General features: G+C 38.9%; 2 protein-coding genes. One reads left to right on the forward strand and one right to left on the reverse strand.

All coding sequences use genetic code 11. The features are described 5' to 3' along the window. Positions 1–42: 42 nt before the first annotated feature. Positions 43–1,353, reverse strand: coding sequence for a M20 family metallopeptidase (locus H5072_RS16965; protein ID WP_182694206.1), 1,311 nt, complete (start codon positions 1,351–1,353; stop codon positions 43–45). 111 nt (positions 1,354–1,464) lie between these two features. Here H5072_RS16965 and H5072_RS16970 point away from each other — a divergent pair, with 111 nt between their 5' ends. Then, positions 1,465–2,322: a tetratricopeptide repeat protein gene (locus H5072_RS16970; protein WP_024597192.1), complete on the forward strand. Its 858-nt coding sequence runs from the start codon at positions 1,465–1,467 to the stop codon at positions 2,320–2,322. Positions 2,323–2,429: the final 107 nt, after the last annotated feature.

Raw genomic sequence — 2,429 nt, forward strand, 5'->3', positions numbered from 1 at the left:
CCTGAACTCTGTTTGAGATAGATTTATTATCCAGAATTCAGGTTACTTATTAAATAAAGCAACAGCAGCGTTACTCATTGCTTTTATTCCAGTAGGAATAGCAACTTTATAATCTGGTGCAAATTTACTAGAGTGTAGAGAAGGGAGTACCTCACCTGTTTTTATTGAATCTGCATATTGTGCTTGGTTTACGCCTCCTAGCCAAAAGAGGGTGATAGGGATATTTTCATCGGTGCGCCCGTATAGGCCAAAATCTTCACCCGCCATTACAGCTTGTGTTTCAAGTACATTAGTATCGCCAATTGCGCTGGCAATAGAGTTTCTAACAATGTCTGTTTGTGCAGGGTTATTATAAGTAGATGGAATCGATTCATCTTCATGTACATATATTACAGGGTAGTTAGATTCATTTAAGCCAGCACTTTGTGCAATACCTGCGGTGATTCGTTTTATTGCTGCTATTTGAGCGCTTCTTACATCGGGGTTATAGCTTCTAAGAGTGAGTTGTAGTTTTACTTCATCCGAAATCACATTATGTTTTGAGCCACCATGAATAGACCCCACTGTAATCACAGAAGGCTCAAGCGGTGAAAGCTCTCGGCTTGTGATTGTTTGCAAAGCAAGTACAGTGCGTGCAGCTATAACCACTGGGTCTATAGTTGTATGAGGGTAAGCACCATGACCACCTTTACCTTTAATTGTAATATCGACAGAATCTACACTTGCCATCGTGTATTCATTTTTCATTGATACCTTACCAGCGGGGACGCTAGCGCTTACATGTAAAGCAATTATATGATCAGGTTTTGCATATTTACTAAATAGTCCTTCGCTTAACATCGCTTTAGCACCCCCACCTACTTCTTCTGCAGGCTGTGCAACCATCATTAATGTACCTTGCCACTGTTTTTCATGAGCAATTAACTGCTCTGCAGTTCCAATAAAAGAGCTCATGTGGATATCGTGGCCACAGCCGTGCATTACACCTACTTTTGCACCGTGCTCGTCTATTACTTTGACTTTTGAGGCATAGGATTTTCCTGTTTGCTCAATAATAGGTAAGCCATCAGTATCAGTGCGGATCATTACTGTCGGCCCCTCACCATTTTTATAAATACCAACTACTCCAAAGCCACCTACATTACTTGTTACTTTAAAACCCAGCTGAGTTAATCTATCTGCTATCTTTTTACCTGTTTTTTGTTCGTGATAAGAAAGCTCTGGGGATTGGTGTAAGTCGAGGTAAAACTTTTCAATAGCTGGCATGGCTTTGCTTAAATTCAAATCGAGTCCATTTGCTTGTACTAATGGGCTTGCTAATAAAAGTATTGCACTTAGGTAAGTTAATTTCATATTTTCCCTTATTGTTGAATATGTATACCGAGTGATTTAGGTATATGACTTGTAATTATTATGTTCACCACCATATAAAAACCTAAATAGACGAATATGGCAATCAATTCAATGAGCAACATAGTTAGTATTAATGCGCAAAACCTTCAACAAGTACTCGGTGAAACATCACAACAAAAATTGGTGTTGCTTAACTTTTTCTCTCCTCAAAGTCCTGACTGCATTGGACAGGCTGCAATTTTAGATAAAGTAGCAGCAGAATATGCAAGCTATATAGTAGTAGCAAACCTAGATTGCGATGCAGAACAAGCACTCGCTTCTCAACTTGCGCAACAAGTTGGTTTGCAAACACTGCCTACGCTTGTATTATTAAAAGACTCCGCACCGGTAGATTTACTTGCAGGTGTTCAAAGCGAAGCGCAAATACGCGAAGCCCTAGCAAAGCATTTACCTGCGCAACAAGACTTACTGTTAGAACAAGCAAAGCAAGCGTTATTAAAGTCAGATTTAAATGCTGCATTTAATTATGCAAAGCAAGCTTATGAAATAGACAGCGGTAATGCACGTATCAAATTAGTGCTAGCAGATATATGTATTCAAATTCACAAGGTAGATGAAGCACAAGCGCTTATAAATACAATAGATGCACAAGAGCAAGATGCTTACTTTAATAATATAAAAGCAAAATGCGAAGCCGCGCTTGAAGCAAAAGATTCACCAGAGATTAAAGAAAAGCAACAACAAGTAGAAAAGTATCCAAATGACTTAGAACTAAAAGAAGAGCTCAGTATTTTACTTAATGAAGCGGGCAGAAAAGAAGAAGCATTGGATGTATTGTTTACAGTTCTACAAAAAGATCTGAACTTCAACGAAGCAAAACCAAGCTTTTTAGCCATTATTGCCTCTTTACCTGATGGCGACGCACTCGCAGCTAAGTATCGTCGCAAGTTATATAGTATTTTATACTAGGGTCTGTTGCTCTTTGCGGATTAAAATTTGTTCAAACTAGGGGGTGTTTAATCGCGGCGCGAGATTTGTAACCTAGTGGGCTAAGTAAAAACCGAGTAACAAAGAGT

This window comes from Pseudoalteromonas sp. SR45-5 (assembly GCF_014163565.1).
Lineage (GTDB): Bacteria > Pseudomonadota > Gammaproteobacteria > Enterobacterales > Alteromonadaceae > Pseudoalteromonas > Pseudoalteromonas distincta.